The sequence below is a fragment of the Pseudomonas sp. FW306-02-D09B genome (assembly GCF_058782685.1).
In genome coordinates, this window is the sequence record NZ_JBYSXY010000001.1 from 252,468 (window position 1) to 270,230 (window position 17,763).

The following is a 17,763-nucleotide window of genomic DNA, read 5'->3' on the forward strand; positions in this document are numbered from 1 at the left end:
GGAAAGGCGACAAGGATAAAGGCTGGGCCGGCATCAGTCAGTCATGAGTGCCGTCTATTGCGGATTTTCGCGTTACATTTTGCATCAGTTTGTTACATTCATAGGATAAGCTGATCAATTCGTTTGCCGCTGAGTGCGCTTCATGGCCATCAACTTCGACCTGAATGACTTGCAGGCTTTTCGCGCCGTGGTCGAGCAGGGCAGCTTTCGCAAGGCCGCCGACGCGGTGCGCATCTCCCAGCCGGCGCTGAGTCGACGGATTGAAAAGCTCGAAGACGCACTGGGCGTCAAACTGTTCGAGCGCACCACTCGCCGCGTTAGCCTGACCCAGGCAGGGCGCGCGTTTGCGCCGAGTGTCGACCGGTTGCTGGATGACCTGGATGTGGCGTTGCTGGGGATCAGCGATGTGGCGTCGACCCGTTTGGGCTACGTCACTGTGGCCTGCGTGCCGTCGGCGGCCTATTACTTCATGCCGCGGGTGGTCGCCCAATACCATCAGCGATTTCCACGAATCAAGGTCAAGGTGCTCGACTCCAGCGCCCATGACGTGCTGAGCGCAGTGGTCAATGGCGAGGCGGATTTCGGCTTGAGTTTCATGGGCACGCTGGAGGCCGACGTCGAGTTCGAACCGCTGGTGCAGGAACGTTATGTGGTCGCTTGCCGACGCGATCACGCCTTGGCCAACCGCGCAAGCGTGAGCTGGAGCGAGCTGTACCAGCAGGATTACATCTCCCTCGACAAGACGTCGGGCAATCGCTTTCTGCTGGATCAGGCGTTGAGCGGGATTGTGCCGGCGCGTCAGAGCATCTGCGAAACCCGACATGTCACCACTATGATCGGTCTGGTTGAAGCCGGGCTGGGTATTGCTGCGGTGCCGTTGATGGCGATGCCCGGCAGTGACCACCCGATTCTGACTCACGTACCGCTGACGGATCCGCAAGTGATGCGCAGCGTCGGCCTGCTCAAGCGTCGGGGGCGGACGCTGACGCCGGCGGCGCTGGAGCTGGAACGGCTGATTATTGAAATGAAGGTCAAACCGGCCTCAGCCTGGATTGGCTGAGGCCGGTATCAGGCTTAACGGCTGACCGAGTCCAGGCCGGTCGCCACGACCTCTGGCTGGGCGGCCGGGGAGGCGAGGTAGTCGAGCAAGGCCTTGGCTTGCACCGGATGTTGCGCGCCAACCGGAATGCCGGCGGCGAAGCGTGTCACTGACTGCACGGATTCCGGAATCTTGCCGACGAAGGTCACGCCGGGCACCGGGAGCAATTCACTGACCTGTTGAAAGCCCAATTGGTAGTCGCCCGTGGCAACCACCGAAGCCACCGGAATTTTCGGCACCATGGTCGATTTGGCTTTGAGCTGCGGCTCGATCCCCAGGCGCTTGAACAGCTGATCCTGGATGTACACGCCGCTGGCGCTGTCGGAATAGGCCACGGATTTGGCATTGAGCAATGTCGCCTTCAGCGCCTCGACCGAGCCGATGTCCGGCTTCGTCGCGCCCTCGCGCACCACCAGACCAATCCTCGAATCGGCCAGTTCAACTCGCGATCCGGGCAAGACCTTGCCTTGCTTGATCAACTCATCCAGGGCGTAGCCGACCATGATCACCACATCGGCGTGCTCGCCACGGGCCAACCGGTTGGGGATCGCTTCAGGCGCCTTGCCCATCGACGGGCCAAGCGCCGTATCGAGCGTGTTGCCGGTGGCGGCGGCGAACTTCGGACCGAGCACTTTATAGGCGGCCGTGAAGCCACCGGAGGTCATCACGTGCAGCTCTTCAGCCTGGGCAACGCTGCTCAGGCCCAGGGCGCCGATCAGGGTCAGCGCCGCAAGGTTCAGTAATTTTTTCATCGATACCTCTCTGTCTGGGGTTGGCTTATTGCACGGCGACTTGTAAACGACCGGTCGAGCGCCGGTACAGGTACAGCGTTGCGCACAACGCACACAGCGCGGCAAAACTCATCCAGTAACCGGGGGCGGCTTTGTCGCCGGAGTACTGAATCAGGAAGGTCGAAATCGCTGGGGTGAAGCCGCCGAATACTGCGGTCGCCAGGCTGTAGGCCAGGGAGAAACCGGCCACGCGGACTTCCACCGGCATGATTTCGGTCAGCGCTGCAACCATGGCGCCGTTGTACAAACCGTAGATGAACGACAACCACAGCAGCACCAACAGCATGTTGATGAAGCTCGGTGCCTGGACCAGATACGTCAATGCCGGGTAGGCCGTGGCCAAGGTCAGCAGGGTCATCGCCACCAGCACCGGGCGCCGACCGATGCGGTCCGACAGTGCGCCACCCAGTGGTAGCCAGCAGAAGTTCGACACGCCGACCAGCAAGGTCACCAGTAGCGCATCGGAAGTGCTCAGGTGCAGCACGGTTTTGCCAAAGGTCGGCGCGTACACGGTGATCAGGTAAAACGCGGTGGTGGTCAGCGCCACCATCAGCATCCCGGCGATCACGATCTGCCAGTTTTGTAGCAAGGTGCCGAACACCTGACGCATGCTTGGGCGGTGGCGGCGGGCGGTGAACTCTGCGGTTTCTTCAAGGCTGCGCCGCAGCAGGAAAATAAACGGCACGATCATGCAACCGACGAAAAACGGAATGCGCCAGCCCCAGTCGGCAACCACTGTCGCCGGCATCCATTGGTTCAGCGCATAGCCCAGCGCCGCAGCAACGACGATCGCCACTTGCTGGCTGGCCGACTGCCAACTGGTGAAAAAGCCCTTGCGGCCCGGCGTGGCGATTTCCGCCAGGTACACCGACACGCCGCCCAGCTCCGCACCGGCGGAGAAGCCCTGAAGCAGACGGCCGATCAACACCAGCGCCGGAGCGAACAGACCGATGGTCTCGTAGCCGGGCACCAGCACAATCAGAATCGTGCCGCTGGCCATGATCGACAGGGTGACGATCAACCCTTTGCGGCGGCCGACATCATCGATGTAGGCACCGAGAATCACCGCGCCCAAAGGACGCATCAGAAAACCTGCGCCAAACACTGCGAAGGTCATCATCAGCGAGGCGAATTCGCTGCTGGCAGGGAAGAACGCCGCCGCAATATAGGTGGCGTAGAAACCGAAGAGGAAGAAGTCGAACTGTTCCAGGAAGTTGCCCGAGGTGACCCGGAAAATTGCACTGGCCTTGCTGCGAGCGGATGTCGCTGGCGGATGGGTTGTAGCCTGCATGTTGTGTCTCCCGCGCTTTTATGACATGCGCAACGTGGCGCATGGATATTATTAAGGCCGGATACTGGGGCAGGTCGATCGATATGATAAGTGCATATTTAACATCCATTGATGCGTATGGATTATCACTGCGGTGAGATCAATCGCAGAATCATCGCTACAGTGAGGTGTGAGCGTTTCGAATGACCGGCCGCAATCGCGGTCCTAGAGCGGGTGTCACCCATTCACTGGAGGAATACCGATGTTGCGTCAAAGAAGTCTGGCTGCCATGGCGGTGCTTGTGAGTCTTGCGGTTGTCTGCCCGACGGTCATGGCCGCCGATACCCTGCAAACCATCGTCCAGTCGGCGCCAATCAATGCCCGCAACCTGCACGTCGGCGACCAGGCGCCGGACGTTTACACCCGCAGCGAAAAAGCCCTGGTCGACTGGAAAAGACGCGGCTTGAATACCCCGCAAAGTCAGAGCCAGTGGGTGCAAATCAACGACAAGTACATGCTGGTGCAGACCACCAACGGGCAGATTCTGGCGGTCATGCCGATAGAGCGTTGAACCGCCGCCCACACCAGCGTCTTCAACGGCATTGCCCTGCAAGGCGAAATCTGAGAAAACGCGGACCGTGTTTAGGGTCATCGCGAACGAGAGAACAGTAATGAACGAAGAATTGCAGGTCATCGACCTTGAACTGGGCGATGGCAAAGCCGCCGTTAAAGGCGCCTTGATTACTACTCAGTACCGCGGTTTTCTGGAGGACGGTACGCCGTTCGATTCTTCCTGGGAGCGCGGTAAACCCTTTCAGTGCGTGATCGGCACTGGCCGTGTAATCAAGGGCTGGGATCAGGGCTTGATGGGCATGAAGGTCGGCGGCAAGCGCAAGTTGCTGGTTCCGGCGCACTTGGCATATGGCGAGCGCTCGATGGGCGCCATCCCGCCCAATTCCAACCTGGTTTTCGAGATTGAATTACTCGAAGTGCTGACCCGCGACGACTGACTGCTGTTATGCCTCGAACCCCGGCAACTGGCTGATTCGCTCGCTGAGAAACTCGGTGAGCAACCGCGCACGCAACGGTCGGTAGCGGCGTTCGGGGTAGAGCGGATTTCAGATCGGCCCTTGAAGTCCGGCATAGTGAAAGGCAACTCCGTTTGTAAGAGGCAGAGGCATGGCGAAGCACGTCAGTGCGCAAACGCTTCGGGGTATTTGTCCAGATAGGCATCATTGAGCTGCGTATCCTGGGAACGCATGAACGTTTTGAAGTCGGGTACCAGAAAGACCAGCAGAGACAACAGCAGCACCATGACGCCCAGCAGCGTGATTGTCAGTGCAACCCCCAGATAGGCGATCAGGGTATTCATCGCGAAACTGCCCAAGGGGCTAGCCGCCGCAGACAGAAATGAAACCGTGGCAAAAATCCGGTTGCGATGGAGCTTTGGCGTCGCCAGCAGCCTCACAGCGGAGGTGGGGATGTTGATCAACATCAGGCCGACGCCGCCGCAGAAGAAGGCCACGGGCACGATGAACGAAGATGAAACGGTGCCGACTGCCACCAGATTGCCCCCCAGTAATGCAAAACCTGCGGACACACACATGTCACGGGGGACCCGGTCGGATAACCAGCCGATGATCTTGTAACTGCCCGCCAGAATGCCCAGCCCGAAGCACGAATCCAGAAGACCGATGTAAGTGACCGGGTACTGGATGACGTCCTTTACGTACAGAGGGATCAGGATGGTGAAGAACGGAAACAGGGCAAAGTTGATCAGCATTGCAATGATGGCCAGGTAAAACTCGACTTTCACTCCGTAAACCACTTTGAAGCCGGAATAGATCATGCTGAAGCCGCTGGCACCCGGGGCTTTTTCGTCTTGGCCAGTGGCACCGATGTGGCTCGGGATGGTCGCGATCAACGTCCCGGCGATGAGAATCGCAAAAAAGTCGGCGGCAAAGGCGAAGGTGATACCGAACCTGTAAATCAGCCCGCTGGCCAACACCGGCCCCAGCAGAATGGAAAAGGACGACATCACGCTTTTGGTCCGAAAGGCCAGGGAGACTTTATCGTCGTCTGCAAACAAAGGAATGATCGACGCCTGGAGAGGGTCACGCACGCCGATGATCGCACTGCTGATCATCATCAGCGCGCCCACCGTCCAGGGGTTGAACGACCCCGTGGCGGACAGCACCACCATCAACAGCGCTGTCAGCAGGCTGATGCATGAGGCCAGCTTGATTATCAGGATTTTGTTGTACTTGTCCCCCAGCCATCCCAGCACGGGTTTGGCTAACACCTCTGCCGCGATGGAGCAGGCAATCATGTTGGCGAAATAGAGCGCAGAGCCTGTTTCCTGCAAGGTCCACCAGGCCACCGCCAGTTGATTGCACCGTCCTCCCAGAACCATCAGCAAAAAACTGAATTGCACTTTCAGCAGACGCCGGTCGATGCCGGGAAAGCCCCACGTAATGCCTGAAAAATTTGCACTCATTGACATTCCTTTGATCGGGATAGGGCGACTGCGCAAGCAGGAACGTTCAAGAGTACAGGTCGACGCGGCCCCTGAAACAAACTCAACTTGTTCTAGCGCTGTTCCGCGGCATATCCCATGACCATTGGGTGAATGCAGGGTTGCCAATATTGACGTGATCGACGACTATTCTTTCCGTAGATAGGTATAGGGGGTATGGGTATGTCGCACATTCACGAACACAAGGACGATCTGCTGAAGCGGGTTCGTCGTATCGCCGGCCAGGTTCAAGCCGTCGAGCGGGCATTGGAGTCGGAAGCCGACTGCGCCAAGACCCTGCATCTGGTCGCGGCAATCCGTGGCGCGGTCAACGGTCTGATGGACCAGTTCATCGAAGCCCACGCCCGTGAACACGTGGCCAGCCCCGAGCTCAGCGATCAAGAACGCGCCGAAGGCCTTGAAGAGTTGCTGCAAGCCATTCGTCGTTATTCAAATTGAAGGTCATGCAACCCATGAGCAGTACACCTCAGGTTTCACGTTATTCCCACGATCACATGTTCCTGGGGGCCACCCACGATGAGAATGCCAGACGCACGTTGTGGGTCGTTGCGCTGACGTTCGTCATGATGGTTGGCGAGATCATTGCCGGTTACATCACCGGTTCCATGGCGCTGTTGGCGGATGGTTTCCATATGGCCACCCACGTCGGTGCGCTGGGCATTACCGCAATTGCCTACGGGTTTGCCAGACGAAACGCCGGTAATGCGCGCTACAGTTTTGGTACGGGCAAAGTAGGGGATCTGGCGGGCTTCGCCTCGGCCATGGTGCTGGGGCTGGTCTCGATCGTCATTGCCGCAGAGTCCATCATGCGGCTGTTTCAACCGACTACCGTGGCTTTCACCGAGGCAACACTGATCGCCGTAGTGGGCCTGGCCGTGAACATCGTCAGCGCGCTTTTACTGGCCGGCAACTCTGCGCATCATGACCACGGTCACGGTCACGGTCACGGTCACGGTCACGGTCATGATCATGGCCATCATCACGACAACAATCTGCGTTCGGCCTATGTTCATGTGCTGGCCGATGCGATGACCTCCGTGCTGGCAATCGCTGCGTTGTTGGCTGGTCGTTATCTGGGTTGGGTCTGGCTGGACCCGGTGATGGGTATCGTCGGCGCAGTCGTCATCGCCAATTGGGCCTATGGCTTGATGCGAGACAGCGCCGCAGTGCTGCTGGACACGACCGATGAACACGTTGCCGCCGAAGTTCGTGAGCTGCTGGAGTCGACAGGCGATGTCAGCATCACCGACCTGCATGTCTGGCGCGTAGGCCCGCAGGCCCGGGCAGCGATTGTCAGCGTCGTGACCTCGGCAGCCGTCACGGCCGATGCCATCCGCGAACGGCTGGCCCCGGTCCATGAGCTGTCACACCTGACGGTTGAATATCGCAACGCTTGAGCAGTCGCTGGCAATCATCACTAAACCTCCCACCGCTCGCGAAACACTGGAATACGCCCGTTCAGTGACGGGCGGTACTCCCAGGCAAGCTGATCCAGCAAATCGTTGTGCGTCAGGATTTCGCTGAGCGTGGCGCTGGCGATGTTCAAGGCCAGTGCCTGGCCGGGGCACTGGTGGTGGCCGGCGCCGAAGGTGAAGCTGCGGCGGGTTGGGCGGTCGAGGAGCAAGGCGTCCGGGTTGTCATTGAGCTGTGGGTCGCGGTTGGCCGAGGCCAGCAGTACCAGGATGACATCGCCGGGTTTGAGACTCACGCCGTCGATTTCACAAGGCGCGCTGACGAAGCGACGGGTGTTCTGCACCGAAGGGTCATGGCGCTGGACTTCCGCCAACAGATCTTTGACCCGCGCCGGGTCGCGCTGCATTTCAGCCTTGAGCTGCGGATTACGGATCAATGCCAGCACCGCGTTGCCGATCAACCCGGCGGTGGCCTCATAGGTCTGGGAAAGCAGGCCAATCAGGTTGGCGCGCAGGGTGTCGGGGTTTGCCAGGCGTTGACGAATCCCTTCAAATAGAAGGCTTTGGTGATCTTGCGCGCTGAGGCGTTCTATGAAGTAACCGTTCAACTGTTCCGCCGCCGCATGGGCCGTGTCCAGTTGAACCGGGTTGCTCAGCGGCGACAGGCACGCGACGAAATCAGCCGTCAGATTGCTGAGGGTTCGACCTTCGGCTGGCGTAAAGCCGAGCAACGCAGCGACCACGCATACCGGGCCCATGAACATGGCCTTGTGCAGTCCGTCAGCAGATGGGCTGATCAACCGGGCGCGCACCAGTGCGCTGACCTCGTCGGTGTCGATCACTTCAAGTCCCGGCTGTATGGCCGACCTCGGGCAGCGCTGGCGTTCGCCATCGTTCATTCGCATCAAGTGACCAAACACCTTGCCAGCCGCGCCGTGTGCAATGGCGTTGGGCACTGGTTCGTGGGCCGGTCGGACCTTGCAGTCAGGATGAGCCAGCACGGCGGCAACGGCCTGGGCGCTGCTGGCCACCCACAGACTCAGTCCTTGATGAAATGAAAGTCCGCCGTCGGCGCGCAGGCTGGCGTAATAAGGGTAGGGGTCGGTATGTGTCGCGGCGATGATTGGGTCCATGAAGCGCTGCCTTATTCGTCGGTGGAAAGTGTTGCTACTATCTCCAGTCGGACAGGGCGACGATTCGTCAGGGAGCGAAATATGAACGTAGAGCAGCACGACATCGGCGTCTCGCAAGTGGCAGCAGCCATTGCCGAGCCGGCCCGAACGAAAATCCTTTGCTCGCTGATGGACGGCCACGCGCGCACCAGTACTGAACTGGCCGTGATCGCCGACGTCAGCGCTTCCACCGCCAGCGCCCATCTGGCGAAACTCAAGGAACTTGCCTTGGTGCGGCTGCATGTTCAGGGCCGTCATCGTTATTACAGCCTGGCGGACCAACGGGTCGCCCAGGCCCTGGAAGCGCTGATGGTGATCGGCCAAAACGCCGCGCCAACCTTTACTCCCCGAACCCCGGATCGCCTGCAATTTGCTCGCACCTGCTACGACCATATGGCCGGCACCTTGGCCGTGCTGCTGCATGACCGGATGCTGGAAGCGGGTTGGTTGGCAATGCCGGAGCAGAGTGATCAGGAGTACGGGTTGAGTGAAACCGGTGAGCGGTTTTTCGAAGGGTTGGGCATCGACGTGAAGTCCTTGGGCAGTCTGCGTCGACGCTTTGCCTGCCCTTGTCTCGACTGGAGCATGCGCCGGCCGCATCTTGGCGGCTCACTGGGCGCGGCGTTGCTGCAAACGGCGATCAAACGCAAATGGCTGACACAGGATCTGGACAGTCGAGCGCTGGCGTTGACGGCGACCGGACGTAAAGAGATCACGGCCAGACTCGCGATTGAACTGCCGGCGCTGGCGAAGGTGAACCTGCGGAGTGCCACTGAGTCAGGCAGTCGCGCGGTTGTCAGTCCTTCGCCGTAACCGGCCGGTATTCGCTATCGGCTGGCCGAGGCCATCAGCACGCCGAAGCTGGCGAAGGTGGCGCCTGACACCTTCGCCGCCAGCCAGGAACCTTTTTGACTCGACAGCCAGCCTTTGGCTGCGTTGGCGAGCAGGGCATAGCTGCCGTGGATCAGGATCACCAGCACGCTGTAGGAGCTGACCAGGGTAAAAAACTGGCTGTAGTAGTGCGTCGAGGTATCGATGAACTGCGGGAACACCGCGAGAAAGAAGAACACCGCTTTTGGGTTCAACAGCTGCAGCGATGCTGCTTCGACGAAGCGATACCCAGGACCCGACGAGTTCACTTCACGCTCAGGGATGAAACGATCAGTGCGCCAGCTTTTGTAACCCAGGTACAAGAGGTACGCGGCACCGGCATATTTCAGCACGGTGAACGCGCTCGCGGAGGTCGCGAGTATCAGGCCCACGCTGGTCGCACTGATCCCGGCGACGACAAATGCCCCGAGGGCGATGCCCAGGATACCCGGCAGCGCGCCGGTCCAGCCATGGCGCAGGGAGTTGGTCAGCGTTAGCACCACACCCGGCCCGGGACTCAGAATGGTCAGGGTGGCGAACAGTAAAAACACTCCGTAGCTATTCATCTCTCACTCCATCAGGTGGCATCGACAGCATGCCCGCAGATTGGCGTGACGATGAAGGCGTGACAAACGCTTTAATTGCACGGCATATGTGACTAAATTAGACGCATGATTAATCAACTCCCTCCCTTGAATGCGGTTCGCGCTTTTGCGGCCGCTGCTCGTCATCAGAGCTTCAGCCTCGCGGCCGAGGAACTGCATGTCAGCCACAGTGCCGTCAGCCGTCACATCAAACGGCTTGAGGAACACCTGGGCGTGCTGCTGTTCGAACGGCGCATCCGGCAATCGGTACTGACCCCGGCTGGACAGAGCTTCTATGAACAGGTCAGCGCGGGCCTGTCACAGATTGCCAACGCCGCCGCGGCACTCAAACAACACGCTTCGTTGCGTACCGTGAAGATCAACGTCCGTCCGACCTTTGCCCAGCGCTGGCTGACACCCAGGCTGGCGGAGTTCATGGCGCTGCACCCGGAGATCAAACCCGAGGTGGTCACGTCCACGCTGGCGCCCGATCACGCACGAGACAGGTTCGACGTCGTTATTCGACGGGGCCGCGAAGGCTGGGCGCCGGACATTCACGCTCAGGTACTGTTTGAAGACGAATTGCTGCTGGTCGCAGCGCCTTCGCTGATCAAGCGTCTGCCGCTCGACGACTTGAACGCCCTCAGCCGACATACCTTGCTGACCGCCAAGACCCGCCGCGAGGACTGGCACAACTGGGCGCTGCTGTTCGGCGAAACTCAGTCAGCGACTCAGACGACGCTGCAGTTCGATCACATGCAGCCGGTGCTTCAGGCAGCAGTGGACGGACAGGGCATAGCCTTGTGTCCGGCCTCGTTGCTGGGCGATGACCTGCCGAGCGGCCGGCTGATTTGCCCATTGCCCGAACTGCGCATGCCGCTGCCGCGTTACTACTACGGTGTTGCGCCGGACGTGACAGAGCAGACTCAAGTGTTTCTGGAGTGGTTGTTTGCCAGGCTCGATGTAGATGGCAACCAATAAAAAGCCCACCCACCGCGTGAGCGATGGGTGGGCTTTTCAGTGCCGCAAGCGCTGGATCAGACCTTGACGATCCAGCCCTCTGGCGCTTCGATGTCGCCGGTCTGCACACCGGTCAGCTCTTTGTAGAGCTTCTGGGTGACCGGGCCAACTTCGGTTTCGCTGTGGAACACGTGCAGCTTGCCGTTGTACTCGATGCCGCCGATTGGCGTGATCACCGCAGCAGTACCGCAGGCGCCGGCTTCCTTGAAGTCGCTGATCTTGTCGATGAACACGTCGCCTTCAACGACTTCCATGCCCAGACGCGATTTTGCCAGCTCGATCAACGACAGGCGGGTGATGCCCGGCAATACCGAAGGGGATTTCGGCGTGACGAATTTGTTGTCCTGGGTGATACCAAAGAAGTTCGCAGAGCCGACTTCTTCGATCTTCGTGTGGGTCATCGGGTCCAGGTAGATGCAGTCGGCGAAGTGCGCCTTCTTGGCCTGGGAGCCAGGCATCAGGCTGGCGGCGTAGTTGCCACCGACCTTGGCCGCGCCGGTGCCTTGTGGCGCGGCGCGGTCGTAGCTGGAGATCAGGAAGTTGTGCGGGGTCAGGCCGCCCTTGAAATAGGCGCCGACCGGGATGCAGAAGATCGAGAAGATGAACTCGGGAGCGGTACGCACGCCGATGTTGTCACCTACGCCGATCACGAACGGACGCAGGTACAGCGCGCCGCCAGTGCCATACGGCGGAATGAAACGCTCGTTGGCACGCACCACGGCCTTGCAGGCCTCGACGAATTGTTCGGTGTCGACCTGCGGCATCAGCAGGCGAGCGCAGCTGCGCTGCATGCGTGCGGCGTTCTGGTCCGGGCGGAACAGGTTGATCGAACCATCCTTGCAGCGGTAGGCCTTCAGGCCTTCGAAGCATTGCTGGCCATAGTGAAGGGCAGTGGAGCCTTCGCTGATGTGCAGCACGTTATCGGAGGTCAGGGTGCCTTTGTCCCAGGCGCCATCGCGCCAGTGCGACAAATAGCGCTTGTCTGTCTTGATGTAGTCAAAACCCAGCTTGTCCCAATTGATGCTTTCGTTACCCATGACACCCTCTATCACTTAACAATCGCCTGAATGGTTCAAGGCTTCTGACGTTTTTCTGGATGGGGACAACAATACTTCATTCCAGGCCTAAATCGCAGCCCGGACTATCGGGTGATTGGCAGATTTCTTAGCCCGCTCACGAAACTTGCCGCCGATCCTTCATTATTCGAAACCCTGTGGCGAGGGAGCTTGCTCCCGTTCCAGTGCGCAGCACTGGTAAAACCGGACACTGCGGTGTATCAGGCAGATCGCAGTGACGCGATTGGGGCCGCTTCGCAGCCCAGCGGGAGCAAGCTCCCTCGCCACAGTTGAGCGGTTACAGATGCAACGCGTGGCCCAAGGCACGCAACGCCGCTTCCTGCACTGCCTCGCCGAGTGTTGGATGCGCGTGGATGGTGCCGGCGATGTCTTCCAGGCGTGCGCCCATTTCCAGGGACTGGCCAAATGCCGTCGACAACTCGGAGACCCCGACCCCCACCGCTTGCCAACCGACAATCAGATGATTGTCACGCCGTGCGACCACCCGTACGAAGCCGCTTTTCGACTCCAGGGTCATCGCCCGGCCGTTGGCGGCGAACGGGAAGTTCGACACGATGCAATCCAGGCCAGCGGCCTTGGCTTCATCCGGGGTTTTACCGACTACCACCAGTTCCGGGTCGGTAAAGCACACGGCGGCGATGGCGGTGGGATTGAACTCGCGGTGTTTGCCCGAGATCAGCTCGGCGACCATTTCACCCTGCGCCATGGCGCGGTGAGCGAGCATCGGCTCGCCGCTCAGATCGCCGATGGCCCAGACGTTGCGCATGCTGGTCGCGCAGCGGTTGTCGATCTTGATCGCCGAGCCGTTCATGTCCAGGTTCAATGCTTCAAGGTTCCAGCCCTGGGTGTTGGGTTTACGCCCAACCGCCACCAGCACCTGATCGGTGGCCAGGTTCAGGATTTCACCGTTCGGGTCGCGCACTTGCAAGGTATTGGCTTGTGAATCAAAGCCTTCGACGCTGTGCTTCAAGTAAAGCTTTACGCCGAGTTGCTTGAGCGCTTCGTTGACCGGCTGGGTCAGTTCGGCATCGTAGGCTGGCAGAATCCGATCCTGCGCCTCGACCACGCTGACCTCGGCGCCGAGCTTGCGGTAGGCAATGCCCAACTCAAGCCCGATGTAGCCGCCACCCACCACGATCAGCCGTTTTGGCACGCTTTTCGGCGCCAGGGCTTCGGTGGAAGAGATGATCGGCCCGCCAATTGGCAGCATCGGCAGGTTGACGCTTTTCGAACCGGTGGCCAGCAGCAGGTGCTCGCACTGGATACGGGTGTCGCCAACCTCGACGGTTTTACCGTCGATGACCTTGGCCCAGCCTTGAATGACCTGGACCTTGTGCTTTTTCAGCAGCGCCGCGACGCCGGTGGTCAGGCGATCAACGATGCCGTCCTTCCATTCGACGCTTTTACCAATGTCCAGGGTCGGTGCCGAGACGTTGATCCCGAGGGCCGAATGCTGGCTGTGATGCTGAGTCTGATGGAACTGCTCGGCCACATGGATCAGCGCTTTCGACGGAATGCAGCCGATGTTCAGGCAGGTGCCGCCGAGCGCCTGGCCTTCGACCAGAATGGTGCTGATGCCCAGCTGACCTGCGCGGATCGCCGCCACATAACCGCCAGGGCCGCCGCCGATAATCAGCAGCGTGGTGTTCAGAGTCTGTTGCATGCCTTACTACTCCACAAACAGGGTTGCGGGTTGTTCGAGCAAGCCACGAATGGCCTGGATGAATTGCGCCGCGTCCATGCCATCGACCACCCGGTGATCGAAGGAGCTGGAGAGGTTCATCATCTTGCGAATCACGATCTGGCCTTTGATCACCATCGGCCGTTCGACGATCTTGTTGACGCCGACGATCGCCACTTCGGGCAGGTTCAGCACCGGGGTGCTGACGATGCCGCCCAAGGCGCCGAGGCTGGTCAGGGTGATGGTCGAGCCGGACAGTTCATCGCGGCTGGCTTTGCCATTGCGCGCAGCCGTGGCCAGGCGGGAGATTTCCGCGGCGCTGTCCCACAGGCTGCGAGCCTCGGCGTGACGCACCACCGGCACCATCAAGCCAATGTCGCTTTGGGTTGCAACGCCGACATGCACCGCACCGAGGCGGGTGATGACCTGGGCTTCGTCGTCGTAACGGGCGTTGATCTGCGGGAAGTCGCGCAGGGCGACGACCATGGCGCGAACCAGGAACGGCAGCAACGTCAGCTTGCCGCGAGTTGCGCCGTGCTTTTCATTCAGATGCGCACGCAGTTCTTCCACCGCTGTCACGTCGATTTCTTCGACGTAACTGAAGTGCGCCGCACGCTGAGTCGCATCCTGCATGCGCTGGGCGATCTTGCGACGCATGCCGATCACCGGGATCTGCTGTTCGTCGTTGCGTTCGGCGTAAGCGGCAACTGTGTTCGATGCATTCGACTGACCTTGCGCCAGATAAGCCTCAAGGTCTTCGTGAAGAATCCGCCCGGCAGGGCCGGTGCCACGGACCAGACGCAATTGAATGCCTGCATCCAGCGCGTGTTTGCGTACGGCCGGGGAGGCCAGCGGACGCTCATCGGCTTCGCGAGCGACCATCGGGCCTTGCGGCGCAACTGGGCGAGCCGGGACGGCGGATTTGCTTTCAATCGCGGCTTCGACTTTCGGTGCGGCGACTGGCGCAGGCTTCGGTGCTGGTGCAGCCGGCGCTGGCTGAGACGACGCTTTGACGTTGCCTTCACCTTCCACTTCGATACTGATCAGAATGCTGCCGACGGCCATGACTTCACCTGGCTCACCGCCGAGGGAGATCACCTTGCCATGCACCGGGGAAGGAATGTCGACCATCGCCTTGTCGGTCATCACATCGGCCAGCACCTGATCTTCGACGACCATGTCGCCGACCTTGACGTGCCACACCGACAGTTCAACTTCTGCAATGCCTTCGCCAATGTCCGGCATTTTAATAACGTGCGTGCCCATTCAGACCTCCATGACCCGTTTCAACGCCGCGCCCACACGGGACGGACCTGGGAAATACGCCCACTCTTGCGCATGCGGGTAGGGAGTATCCCAACCGGTCACACGCTCGATTGGCGCTTCCAGGTGGTGGAAGCAATGTTCCTGAACCAGCGCGACCAGTTCGGCGCCAAAGCCGCAGGTGCGGGTGGCTTCGTGGACGACCACGCAACGGCCGGTTTTCTTCACCGATTTGACGATGGTTTCCAGGTCCAGCGGCCACAGGCTGCGCAGGTCGATGACTTCGGCGTCGATGCCGGTTTCTTCAGCGGCCACTTGCGAGACGTACACGGTGGTGCCGTAGGTCAGGATGGTCACGTCCTTGCCTGGACGGGTGATGGCGGCGAGGTCCAGCGGAACGGTGTAGTAGCCGTCCGGCACTTGCGCGGCAGGGTGTTTCGACCACGGGGTTACCGGGCGGTCGTGATGGCCGTCGAACGGGCCGTTGTACAGGCGCTTTGGCTCAAGGAAGATCACCGGGTCATCGTTCTCGATGGAGGCGATCAACAGGCCTTTGGCGTCGTAAGGGTTGGACGGCATCACTGTGCGCAAGCCGCAGACCTGAGTGAACATCGCCTCGATACTCTGGCTGTGGGTCTGGCCGCCGTAGATGCCGCCGCCGCAAGGCATACGCAAGGTCATCGGGGCGGTGAACTCGCCGGCCGAGCGATAGCGCAGGCGTGCCGCTTCGGAAATGATCTGGTCCGAGGCCGGGTAGACGTAATCGGCGAACTGGATCTCGGCCACTGGCCGTAATCCGTAGGCGCCCATGCCAACTGCAACGCCGACGATGCCGCTTTCGGAGATCGGCGCATCGAACACCCGCGAGGTGCCGTATTTGCTCTGCAGGCCTTCGGTGCAACGGAACACGCCGCCGAAGTAACCCACGTCCTGGCCGAACACCACGACGTTGTCGTCACGCTCGAGCATCACGTCCATGGCCGAGCGCAGGGCCTGGATCATGGTCATGGTGGTTGTGGTCATGGCGGTTTCCAGCTCGATATTATTGTTGTGATCGTTCATGTCAGATCCCCAACTCTTGACGCTGGCGCTTCAAGTGCTCCGGCATCTCTTTATAGACGTCTTCGAACATGGTCGCAGCGCTCGGAATCTGGCCACCGGCCAGGGTGCCGTACTGTTCGGCTTCTTTTTGCGCGGCGATGATTTCGGCTTCCAGTTCAGCGCTGAGGGCCACGTGTTCCTCTTCGGACCACTGACCGATTTTCACCAGATGCTGCTTGAGGCGCGCAATCGGGTCGCCCAACGGGAAGTGACTCCAGTCGTCGGCAGGGCGGTACTTGGAAGGATCATCGGACGTCGAGTGCGGGCCGGCGCGGTAGGTGACCCATTCGATCATGGTCGGGCCAAGGTTGCGGCGGGCGCGTTCGGCGGCCCAGGCAGAGGCGGCGTACACCGCGACAAAATCGTTGCCATCGACCCGCAGGGAGGCGATGCCGCAGCCGACGCCGCGACCGGCGAACGTGGTGGCTTCACCCCCGGCAATCGCCTGGAACGTCGAGATCGCCCACTGGTTGTTGACCACGTTGAGGATCACTGGCGCACGGTAAACGTGAGCGAAGGTGAGGGCGGTGTGAAAGTCGGATTCTGCGGTGGCGCCGTCGCCGATCCAGGCCGAGGCGATTTTGGTGTCGCCCTTGATCGCCGACGCCATGCCCCAGCCCACGCCTTGTACGAACTGGGTGGCGAGGTTGCCGGAAATGGTGAAGAAGCCGGCGTCTTTAACGGAGTACATGATCGGCAACTGACGGCCCTTGAGCGGATCGCGCTCGTTGGACAGCAGTTGGCAGATCAGGTCTACCAGCGGCACTTCGCGAGCCATCAGAATGCTTTGCTGACGGTAGGTGGGGAAGCACATGTCGTCGATGTTCAGGGCCAGGGCCTGGGCGCTGCCGATGGCTTCTTCGCCAAGGCTCTGCATGTAGAACGACATTTTTTTCTGACGTTGGGCGACCACCATGCGGTTGTCGAAAATCCGCGTCTTGAGCATGGCGCGCATGCCTTTGCGCAGAATCTCCACAGGCACGCCTTCTGCCCACGGACCGAGGGCATTGCCCTGATCGTCGAGCACGCGAATCAGGCCCTTGGCCAGATCAGCGGTGTCGGCAGGTTCTACGTCGATTGGGGGTTTGCGCACCGTACCGGCATCGGTCAGGCGCAGGTAGGAGAAGTCGGTTTTGCAGCCGGGGCGGCCCGAGGGTTCGGGAACGTGCAGGCGCAGGGGTTCGTACGCTTGATTCATGGCTTTCTACGCTCGATCTTGTGAATTTCTTGTAGTGAGCTGACCGTCATCCTTCGGGTAGAAGAAATCTTGTCCTACAACAATCATAGGCCGGGGCAAGAAGAATATTTATCTCTGTTTCGTTGCAGTTGAAGCCATTTGAGGATAAAAAATCTGCATAAACATAAAAAACAGGTTGTTTTGTCTCATGCGCAAACTGGACCGTACCGATATCGGCATTCTCAACAGCCTTCAGGAGAACGCCCGCATCACCAACGCCGACCTCGCACGCTCGGTGAATCTGTCACCGACACCGTGCTTCAATCGGGTCAAGGCCATGGAAGAATTAGGGCTGATTCGCGAGCAGGTCACGCTGCTGGATGCCGACCTGCTGGGGCTGCACGTCAACGTGTTCATCCACGTCAGCCTGGAGAAACAGGTGGAAGAGGCGCTGGCGCAATTCGAGGCCGCGATCGCCAACCGTCCGGAGGTGATGGAGTGTTACCTGATGGCCGGCGACCCGGACTATCTGATTCGCGTACTGGTGCCGACCATTCAGTCGCTGGAACGCTTCATGATGGACTTTCTGACCAAAGTCCCGGGCGTCGCCAACATCCGCTCAAGCTTTGCGCTGAAGCAGGTGCGCTACAAAACCGCATTGCCGCTGCCGGCCAATGGCTTGACCCTGGCCAACTGAGATCTCCCCACATA

General features: G+C 60.1%; 18 protein-coding genes. 8 read left to right on the plus strand and 10 right to left on the minus strand.

Annotated features, from left to right (window positions below):
• Positions 1-142: 142 nt before the first annotated feature.
• Complete coding sequence (locus AC3WK5_RS01245) at positions 143-1,060, plus strand: LysR family transcriptional regulator (RefSeq protein ID WP_103316663.1); 918 nt, start codon at positions 143-145, stop codon at positions 1,058-1,060.
• Between the two features lie 14 nt (positions 1,061-1,074).
• Here AC3WK5_RS01245 and AC3WK5_RS01250 read toward each other — a convergent pair whose 3' ends face one another.
• Positions 1,075-1,851 carry a substrate-binding domain-containing protein gene (locus AC3WK5_RS01250; protein ID WP_103316660.1) on the minus strand — a complete coding sequence of 259 codons (777 nt, stop codon included), beginning with the start codon at positions 1,849-1,851 and terminating at the stop codon, positions 1,075-1,077.
• A gap of 25 nt (positions 1,852-1,876) precedes the next feature.
• Entirely contained in the window at positions 1,877-3,181 is a 1,305-nt protein-coding gene (locus AC3WK5_RS01255; RefSeq protein ID WP_103316659.1) for an MFS transporter, read from the minus strand.
• A gap of 241 nt (positions 3,182-3,422) precedes the next feature.
• Between AC3WK5_RS01255 and AC3WK5_RS01260 the strand changes: the two genes are divergently transcribed.
• Both AC3WK5_RS01260 and AC3WK5_RS01265 read left to right on the plus strand, forming a co-directional pair.
• Positions 3,423-3,731 (plus strand): RcnB family protein, encoded by a 309-nt coding sequence (locus AC3WK5_RS01260; RefSeq protein ID WP_256585189.1) that lies wholly within the window; start codon positions 3,423-3,425, stop codon positions 3,729-3,731.
• A 100-nt stretch (positions 3,732-3,831) separates the two neighbouring features.
• Positions 3,832-4,170 (plus strand): FKBP-type peptidyl-prolyl cis-trans isomerase, encoded by a 339-nt coding sequence (locus AC3WK5_RS01265; protein WP_054597673.1) that lies wholly within the window; start codon positions 3,832-3,834, stop codon positions 4,168-4,170.
• Positions 4,171-4,352: 182 nt separating this feature from the next.
• Here AC3WK5_RS01265 and AC3WK5_RS01270 read toward each other — a convergent pair whose 3' ends face one another.
• Positions 4,353-5,804 carry an MFS transporter gene (locus AC3WK5_RS01270; protein ID WP_256585188.1) on the minus strand — a complete coding sequence of 484 codons (1,452 nt, stop codon included), beginning with the start codon at positions 5,802-5,804 and terminating at the stop codon, positions 4,353-4,355.
• Between the two features lie 54 nt (positions 5,805-5,858).
• On the opposite strand from AC3WK5_RS01270, the gene AC3WK5_RS01275 reads away from it, so the two are divergent.
• Together AC3WK5_RS01275 and dmeF are read left to right on the plus strand one after the other, a co-directional pair.
• Positions 5,859-6,134 carry a metal/formaldehyde-sensitive transcriptional repressor gene (locus tag AC3WK5_RS01275; RefSeq protein ID WP_054598351.1) on the plus strand — a complete coding sequence of 92 codons (276 nt, stop codon included), beginning with the start codon at positions 5,859-5,861 and terminating at the stop codon, positions 6,132-6,134.
• Positions 6,135-6,148: 14 nt separating this feature from the next.
• Entirely contained in the window at positions 6,149-7,093 is a 945-nt protein-coding gene (gene dmeF, locus AC3WK5_RS01280) for a CDF family Co(II)/Ni(II) efflux transporter DmeF (RefSeq protein ID WP_103316679.1), read from the plus strand.
• Positions 7,094-7,113: 20 nt separating this feature from the next.
• On the opposite strand, the gene AC3WK5_RS01285 is transcribed toward dmeF, so the two are convergent.
• Positions 7,114-8,241: a cytochrome P450 gene (locus AC3WK5_RS01285; RefSeq protein ID WP_103316655.1), complete on the minus strand. Its 1,128-nt coding sequence runs from the start codon at positions 8,239-8,241 to the stop codon at positions 7,114-7,116.
• A gap of 81 nt (positions 8,242-8,322) precedes the next feature.
• On the opposite strand from AC3WK5_RS01285, the gene AC3WK5_RS01290 reads away from it, so the two are divergent.
• Entirely contained in the window at positions 8,323-9,093 is a 771-nt protein-coding gene (locus tag AC3WK5_RS01290) for an ArsR/SmtB family transcription factor (RefSeq protein WP_103316654.1), read from the plus strand.
• Positions 9,094-9,107: 14 nt separating this feature from the next.
• On the opposite strand, the gene AC3WK5_RS01295 is transcribed toward AC3WK5_RS01290, so the two are convergent.
• A complete protein-coding gene (locus AC3WK5_RS01295; protein WP_103316652.1) occupies positions 9,108-9,716 on the minus strand; it encodes a LysE family translocator in 609 nt (202 codons plus the stop codon).
• A 105-nt stretch (positions 9,717-9,821) separates the two neighbouring features.
• On the opposite strand from AC3WK5_RS01295, the gene AC3WK5_RS01300 reads away from it, so the two are divergent.
• Complete coding sequence (locus tag AC3WK5_RS01300) at positions 9,822-10,715, plus strand: LysR substrate-binding domain-containing protein (protein WP_103316650.1); 894 nt, start codon at positions 9,822-9,824, stop codon at positions 10,713-10,715.
• A gap of 56 nt (positions 10,716-10,771) precedes the next feature.
• Here the strand turns inward: AC3WK5_RS01300 and AC3WK5_RS01305 are convergent, their stop codons facing one another.
• From AC3WK5_RS01305 to AC3WK5_RS01325, 5 genes are all read right to left on the minus strand, one after another.
• A complete protein-coding gene (locus AC3WK5_RS01305) occupies positions 10,772-11,791 on the minus strand; it encodes a branched-chain amino acid aminotransferase (RefSeq protein WP_054597666.1) in 1,020 nt (339 codons plus the stop codon).
• Positions 11,792-12,107: 316 nt separating this feature from the next.
• A complete protein-coding gene (gene lpdA / locus AC3WK5_RS01310) occupies positions 12,108-13,493 on the minus strand; it encodes a dihydrolipoyl dehydrogenase (RefSeq protein ID WP_054597665.1) in 1,386 nt (461 codons plus the stop codon).
• A gap of 6 nt (positions 13,494-13,499) precedes the next feature.
• Positions 13,500-14,777, minus strand: a complete 1,278-nt coding sequence (locus AC3WK5_RS01315; protein WP_103316648.1) for a dihydrolipoamide acetyltransferase family protein — start codon at positions 14,775-14,777, stop codon at positions 13,500-13,502.
• Positions 14,778-15,836, minus strand: a complete 1,059-nt coding sequence (locus AC3WK5_RS01320; protein WP_054597663.1) for an alpha-ketoacid dehydrogenase subunit beta — start codon at positions 15,834-15,836, stop codon at positions 14,778-14,780.
• Position 15,837: 1 nt separating this feature from the next.
• Positions 15,838-17,073, minus strand: a complete 1,236-nt coding sequence (locus AC3WK5_RS01325; RefSeq protein ID WP_054597662.1) for a 3-methyl-2-oxobutanoate dehydrogenase (2-methylpropanoyl-transferring) subunit alpha — start codon at positions 17,071-17,073, stop codon at positions 15,838-15,840.
• A gap of 187 nt (positions 17,074-17,260) precedes the next feature.
• On the opposite strand from AC3WK5_RS01325, the gene bkdR reads away from it, so the two are divergent.
• Complete coding sequence (gene bkdR, locus AC3WK5_RS01330; protein ID WP_019690099.1) at positions 17,261-17,749, plus strand: Bkd operon transcriptional regulator BkdR; 489 nt, start codon at positions 17,261-17,263, stop codon at positions 17,747-17,749.
• Positions 17,750-17,763 lie beyond the last annotated feature (14 nt).

Excerpts from the sequence above, each read along its gene's own strand:
- AC3WK5_RS01245 (WP_103316663.1), top strand. The coding sequence starts at position 143 with ATGGCCATCAACTTCGACCTGAATGACTTGCAGGCTTTTCGCGCCGTG.
- AC3WK5_RS01250 (WP_103316660.1), bottom strand. The coding sequence starts at position 1,851 with ATGAAAAAATTACTGAACCTTGCGGCGCTGACCCTGATCGGCGCCCTG.
- AC3WK5_RS01255 (WP_103316659.1), bottom strand. The coding sequence starts at position 3,181 with ATGCAGGCTACAACCCATCCGCCAGCGACATCCGCTCGCAGCAAGGCC.
- AC3WK5_RS01260 (WP_256585189.1), top strand. The coding sequence starts at position 3,423 with ATGTTGCGTCAAAGAAGTCTGGCTGCCATGGCGGTGCTTGTGAGTCTT.
- AC3WK5_RS01265 (WP_054597673.1), top strand. The coding sequence starts at position 3,832 with ATGAACGAAGAATTGCAGGTCATCGACCTTGAACTGGGCGATGGCAAA.
- AC3WK5_RS01275 (WP_054598351.1), top strand. The coding sequence starts at position 5,859 with ATGTCGCACATTCACGAACACAAGGACGATCTGCTGAAGCGGGTTCGT.
- dmeF (WP_103316679.1), top strand. The coding sequence starts at position 6,149 with ATGAGCAGTACACCTCAGGTTTCACGTTATTCCCACGATCACATGTTC.
- AC3WK5_RS01285 (WP_103316655.1), bottom strand. The coding sequence starts at position 8,241 with ATGGACCCAATCATCGCCGCGACACATACCGACCCCTACCCTTATTAC.
- AC3WK5_RS01290 (WP_103316654.1), top strand. The coding sequence starts at position 8,323 with ATGAACGTAGAGCAGCACGACATCGGCGTCTCGCAAGTGGCAGCAGCC.
- AC3WK5_RS01295 (WP_103316652.1), bottom strand. The coding sequence starts at position 9,716 with ATGAATAGCTACGGAGTGTTTTTACTGTTCGCCACCCTGACCATTCTG.
- AC3WK5_RS01300 (WP_103316650.1), top strand. The coding sequence starts at position 9,822 with ATGATTAATCAACTCCCTCCCTTGAATGCGGTTCGCGCTTTTGCGGCC.
- AC3WK5_RS01305 (WP_054597666.1), bottom strand. The coding sequence starts at position 11,791 with ATGGGTAACGAAAGCATCAATTGGGACAAGCTGGGTTTTGACTACATC.
- lpdA (WP_054597665.1), bottom strand. The coding sequence starts at position 13,493 with ATGCAACAGACTCTGAACACCACGCTGCTGATTATCGGCGGCGGCCCT.
- AC3WK5_RS01315 (WP_103316648.1), bottom strand. The coding sequence starts at position 14,777 with ATGGGCACGCACGTTATTAAAATGCCGGACATTGGCGAAGGCATTGCA.
- AC3WK5_RS01320 (WP_054597663.1), bottom strand. The coding sequence starts at position 15,836 with ATGAACGATCACAACAATAATATCGAGCTGGAAACCGCCATGACCACA.
- AC3WK5_RS01325 (WP_054597662.1), bottom strand. The coding sequence starts at position 17,073 with ATGAATCAAGCGTACGAACCCCTGCGCCTGCACGTTCCCGAACCCTCG.
- bkdR (WP_019690099.1), top strand. The coding sequence starts at position 17,261 with ATGCGCAAACTGGACCGTACCGATATCGGCATTCTCAACAGCCTTCAG.